The following is a 4,338-nucleotide window of genomic DNA, read 5'->3' as shown; positions in this document are numbered from 1 at the left end:
AAGAAACCGGATGCGCGACAATTGGTGCAAACAAATCAGGAAACCTGTTACCCATGTGCCCGGTCTGAAGTGTTACCAAGGTGCCCGGTTGTAGAGCCCGCCATCCATGCCTTTGTTTTCGCGTGAAAGGCGTGGATGCCGACCTCCGTCGGCATGACGGATGAAGTCGACCGAAAAGTCGGCCTCAACGGGGATCGGCATTAGACTGAGACAATACCGTCCCCCGTCACATCGTCTATCGTGTGGTCCGGCGTTCCCTTCCAGCGCAGGCGCAGCACCCGACCTTGTGCCACCGATTGCACGACATGCGGCCAAAGCGCGACCAGGCAGGTGCCCCCAGTGTGTCGCACCGAGGGGTAAATGATCCCATTCAAGCCCGCATCCAATGTCTCTCGGGCCAGTTGGTTACCGGCGGGATAGCCGATGTCCGCGTCCGGATGCAGGCAATCCGGCGCCGGGCGAACGGTGCGCAGATCGACGAAGCCGCCGGCAAAGCTTGCCCACATTTCGGTATAGTCAACTGTCGCGACGTAGTCGTTCACCCGTTGCAGTTCGCGCCGCAGGTGAAACGCGACTTCGTGCAACGAGGTCTCGACCGCCAGCGCCGCATACCAGGCGCCCCGATCGGGGCCGTTGAAGCGATTCCGCTCCCGCGGGCGGAAGTAAGCAAACGCCGCATTGACGAAATTCGCATGCGGCCGTCCGCTGGGGAACAGGCTGGCGGCGGCGGATTGCCGCGTCAGGCGGAAGCTGGTTGCTGCCTCGATCTCCGCCAGGTCATCCAGCAGTGAGGAATCGACCAGCCCCTGCAGCACCGGATCGCGCAACCGAGCCGTGGAGACGAGGCGGACCGCGCGTTCGATGGCGACGGTCGCGACGGGATAGGGGTTAGAGGCCGCCACGCAACGCGTCGATGTAGCGCCTGATCTCGATCATGCCCGGAATGCCGTGCTCTTGCATGGCCTCGACCGGTGTCAGATTGGCGAAAAGCGGCCCGCTGTTTCGTAGCCGTATCCAGCGATCCGCCATGTCGTCCGCGAACAGCAGGTGCAGGCCTTTGTAGATACCGACGATGGCGGAGACCCGCATCAACTGATCTTGCGACAGCGATTGGCGCCAGGTGCCGGCCCTGATCCGGTCCCAGGTGCTGGGGGACACGCCCAGCAGGTCGGCGGCTTCGTGGCCGCTGAGACGCCAGGCGAGTGCCACCGACTTCAGCCCTGCCAGGCCGGCCGGGGTGAGCCGCGCCCGGTCGCTTTCGCGCGCGAAACTTTGCGGCTGGATTGGCGTCGCCTGGGTGGACGGGGCGGTGGTGACGCTCATGCGGGTGAACTCTGCATGCGCGGGAGGTTGGCATCGTATGACGTTATTACAAGCACCAAATGAGGCTTATCTCGCCAAAGGTCGGTATTTGATGCGGTGGGGTTCGGTGGCGTCGGCGCCGAGGCGGCGGCGTTTGTCTTCTTCATACGCTTGGAAGTTGCCTTCGAACCATTCGACGTGGCTGTCGCCCTCGAACGCCAGGATGTGGGTGGCCAGACGATCGAGGAACCAGCGGTCATGGCTGATGATCACGGCGCAGCCGGCGAATTCGGCCAAGGCTTCCTCCAGCGCACGCAGGGTGTCGACGTCCAGGTCGTTGGTGGGTTCGTCGAGCAGCAGGACGTTGTGCTCGATTTTCAGCATCTTCGCGAGATGGACGCGGTTGCGCTCACCGCCCGACAGGATGCCGACTTTCTTCTGCTGGTCGGAGCCCTTGAAGTTGAAGGCCGCGACGTAGGCGCGCGACTGCACCGGGCGCTTGCCGAGGTAGATCACCTCATCACCGCCGCTGATCTCCTGCCAGACGGTTTTCTCGGGGTCCAGGCTGTCGCGCGACTGGTCGACGTAGCCCAGTTTCACCGTGTCGCCGACGCGGAGCGAGCCGGAGTCGGGCTGTTCCTGGCCGGTGATCATGCGGAACAGCGTCGTTTTACCCGCGCCGTTCGGGCCGATGACGCCGACGATGCCGCCGGGGGGCAGTTTGAAGTTGAGGCCCTCGATCAGGACGTTGTTGCCGTAGCCTTTGCGCAGATCCTCGGCCTCGATGACGATGTTGCCCAGGCGCGGGCCGGGCGGGATGGCGATTTCGGCGACGCCAGTGACGAGTTCCTGCGATTTTTGCAGCATTTCCTCGTATTTCGCGATGCGGGCGCGGCTTTTGGTCTGGCGGGCACGGGGGGAGGCGGCGATCCATTCCGATTCCGCGGCCAACGCGCGCTGGCGGGCGGATTCTTCCTTTTCCTCCTGCTGCAGGCGCTTGCGCTTTTGTTGCAGCCACGAGGAATAGTTGCCTTCGAACGGATAGCCGCGGCCGCGTTCCAGCTCGAGCATCCAGCCGGTGACATTGTCCAGGAAGTAGCGGTCGTGGGTGACCACCATCACGGTGCCGGCGTAGTCGTGCAGCGTGTGCTCCAGCCAGGCGACGCTTTCGGCGTCCAGATGGTTGGTGGGTTCGTCCAGCAGCAGCAGGTCGGGCTTTTCCAGCAGCAGGCGGCATAGGGCGACGCGGCGGCGTTCTCCGCCGGACAGCATGGTGATGGCGGACTCGGCGGGTGGGCAGCGCAGTGCGTCCAGCGCGATGTCCACCTTGCGGTCGAGTTCCCAGCCATCGGCGGAGTCGATCTTCTCCTGCAGGTCGCCCTGTTCGACCAGGAGCGCGTTCATCGCGTCGTCGTCCATGGGTTCGGCGAACAGCATGGAGATTTCGTTGAAGCGGTTCAGGGCGGCTTTGAGCTCGACGAAGGCTTCCTCGACGTTTTCACCCACGGTCTTGGTGGGGTCGAGCGCGGGTTCCTGCGCCAGATAGCCGACGGTGGCGCCGGGCGCGGCCCAGGCTTCGCCGCCGTATTCGGTCTCGATGCCGGCCATGATCTTCATCAGCGTCGACTTGCCGGCGCCGTTGACGCCGAGGATGCCGATTTTCACGCCGGGCAGGAAAGAGAGGGTGATGCCTTTGAACACCTCTCGCCCGCCCTGGAAGGCTTTGGTCAGGTCCTTCAACACATAGACGTACTGGTAGCTGGCCATGATCTGTCGCTTCGCTGTTTGGAGCGGGTTCTAACCCGCATTGCCCCAAGTGGGTAGCGGGACGTGGGTAGGGGGAGGTGCCGGTTCCAGGGGGGCAGGGAGATGGCCATGGACATCGATGAAGACAAGGTCGACGATGCGGTGCTGGCGTTGCCCTGGTTGACCCGGTGCGGCGAGACGCGGGCGTGGAAGGGACGCGATGGGCCGCTTGTTCGAGAAGGGGATGATCGGCGATCCCAAAAGCAAGGCCAGGTCCGTCTGGTTCACCGAGGAGGGTCTGGCGGAGAGCGAACGGCTGTTCAACAGGCTGTTCGGGAAGGGGTCTGAGGAGTAGGCGTTTGTATTGGCCTCGAGTCGCTCATGCGGGGCCGGGCTACGTCTCGCGCGAGGCGGCGCATGGCTTCCTGATCCAGGAATACCGGGCAAGGTTTGCGCTGCGTAGCGGCCCATGCGCGACGGGTCGCTGCAACCTGACGGCGCGTTTTACTTGACTAGAGGTCGAGTCATTGTTACTATATCTCGCGTTCTTCCCACTAATCGACGGAATTGACATCCGGTTCGGTTTACGGACACAGGTCCGAGAGGGTCAGTTTTATGGTGGATCTCCAGGCATACCTGGCTATCGCAACGTTGCCCAGCATCACGTTGCTTGGTTGTGTGACGGCTTACATATACTGCGAACAGAAGGGACTGAAGAACTCGCAGAAGTTTCTGACGAAATTTTTTCCCAACAGGACGCCGCGCTTCTATTTCAGGAGCGACTTTGTGCTGTCGGCGATCATCGGCACGTGCATCGGGATCATACTCTATTCACCCAAGACTGGTTATCAGGCCCTCGCCGCCGGCGTCGGATGGACGGCTGCCTTTAGCTTGCTGAAGTCGGAGAAAATTTCACCCGACGCGAACCAGGACAGCGCATCATGAGCACCGTCGCGTCATGGTTCGCCGCATGGGTCGGTTGGATTGCCGCCTTCACCGAGACACCGGCCGTCAACACGGCTCTCGACGCGATGATCCTGTTGATCGCCGCTGCCCCGGCCCTCTACATTTCTTTCAGATTCCTTTTCTCCGATCCTATCATTGCACGCACTCTGCTATTGTCACCTTCTGTGAAGAACTGGTTCTTTTTCTTCTGTGGGCTGGAGATTATCTTCCATGTCATGAAGGTTCCAGTCCTATTCAAGATTTTGGCCGTTTTAATTGCGACCCTGCTCCTTCCGATCCTGGCTTTCATGGAACTCTCTCATTGATAAACTGGTTCTGTCGCAA

The 4,338-nt window shown here is 61.7% G+C and carries 6 protein-coding genes; 3 read left to right on the top strand and 3 right to left on the bottom strand.

Features of this window, described 5'->3' with window-relative positions; genetic code table 11:
* Positions 1-200: 200 nt before the first annotated feature.
* The 3 genes from GSQ89_RS24500 to ettA form a co-directional block, all read right to left on the bottom strand.
* A complete protein-coding gene (locus tag GSQ89_RS24500) occupies positions 201-902 on the bottom strand; it encodes an RES family NAD+ phosphorylase (protein WP_158930191.1) in 702 nt (233 codons plus the stop codon).
* The gene (locus tag GSQ89_RS24495; protein WP_158930189.1) at positions 889-1,323 is read right to left on the bottom strand and encodes an antitoxin Xre/MbcA/ParS toxin-binding domain-containing protein; all 435 of its coding nucleotides are present in this window, start codon (positions 1,321-1,323) and stop codon (positions 889-891) included. The genes GSQ89_RS24500 and GSQ89_RS24495 overlap by 14 nt, the downstream gene beginning before the upstream one ends.
* Positions 1,324-1,389: 66 nt before the next feature.
* Entirely contained in the window at positions 1,390-3,069 is a 1,680-nt protein-coding gene (gene ettA / locus GSQ89_RS24490; RefSeq protein ID WP_158930187.1) for an energy-dependent translational throttle protein EttA, read from the bottom strand.
* A gap of 199 nt (positions 3,070-3,268) precedes the next feature.
* Here ettA and GSQ89_RS39385 point away from each other — a divergent pair, with 199 nt between their 5' ends.
* The 3 genes from GSQ89_RS39385 to GSQ89_RS24475 all read left to right on the top strand — a co-directional run bounded on the left by GSQ89_RS39385 (position 3,269) and on the right by GSQ89_RS24475 (position 4,319).
* A complete protein-coding gene (locus tag GSQ89_RS39385) occupies positions 3,269-3,403 on the top strand; it encodes a DUF6429 family protein (RefSeq protein WP_254073349.1) in 135 nt (44 codons plus the stop codon).
* A 260-nt stretch (positions 3,404-3,663) separates the two neighbouring features.
* Positions 3,664-3,993, top strand: coding sequence for a hypothetical protein (locus tag GSQ89_RS24480; RefSeq protein WP_158930185.1), 330 nt, complete (start codon positions 3,664-3,666; stop codon positions 3,991-3,993).
* Positions 3,990-4,319: a hypothetical protein gene (locus GSQ89_RS24475; protein ID WP_158930183.1), complete on the top strand. Its 330-nt coding sequence runs from the start codon at positions 3,990-3,992 to the stop codon at positions 4,317-4,319. The genes GSQ89_RS24480 and GSQ89_RS24475 overlap by 4 nt, the downstream gene beginning before the upstream one ends.
* The last annotated feature ends 19 nt before the right edge of the window (positions 4,320-4,338 follow it).

Origin of the sequence: Acidisphaera sp. S103, assembly GCF_009765975.1 — a bacterium.
Lineage (GTDB): Bacteria > Pseudomonadota > Alphaproteobacteria > Acetobacterales > Acetobacteraceae > Rhodopila.
Note: the sequence above shows the minus strand (reverse complement) of the source record. Positions and strands in the feature narration are given on the sequence as shown.

Excerpts from the sequence above, each read along its gene's own strand:
- GSQ89_RS24495 (WP_158930189.1), bottom strand. The coding sequence starts at position 1,323 with ATGAGCGTCACCACCGCCCCGTCCACCCAGGCGACGCCAATCCAGCCG.
- ettA (WP_158930187.1), bottom strand. The coding sequence starts at position 3,069 with ATGGCCAGCTACCAGTACGTCTATGTGTTGAAGGACCTGACCAAAGCC.
- GSQ89_RS39385 (WP_254073349.1), top strand. The coding sequence starts at position 3,269 with ATGGGCCGCTTGTTCGAGAAGGGGATGATCGGCGATCCCAAAAGCAAG.
- GSQ89_RS24480 (WP_158930185.1), top strand. The coding sequence starts at position 3,664 with ATGGTGGATCTCCAGGCATACCTGGCTATCGCAACGTTGCCCAGCATC.
- GSQ89_RS24475 (WP_158930183.1), top strand. The coding sequence starts at position 3,990 with ATGAGCACCGTCGCGTCATGGTTCGCCGCATGGGTCGGTTGGATTGCC.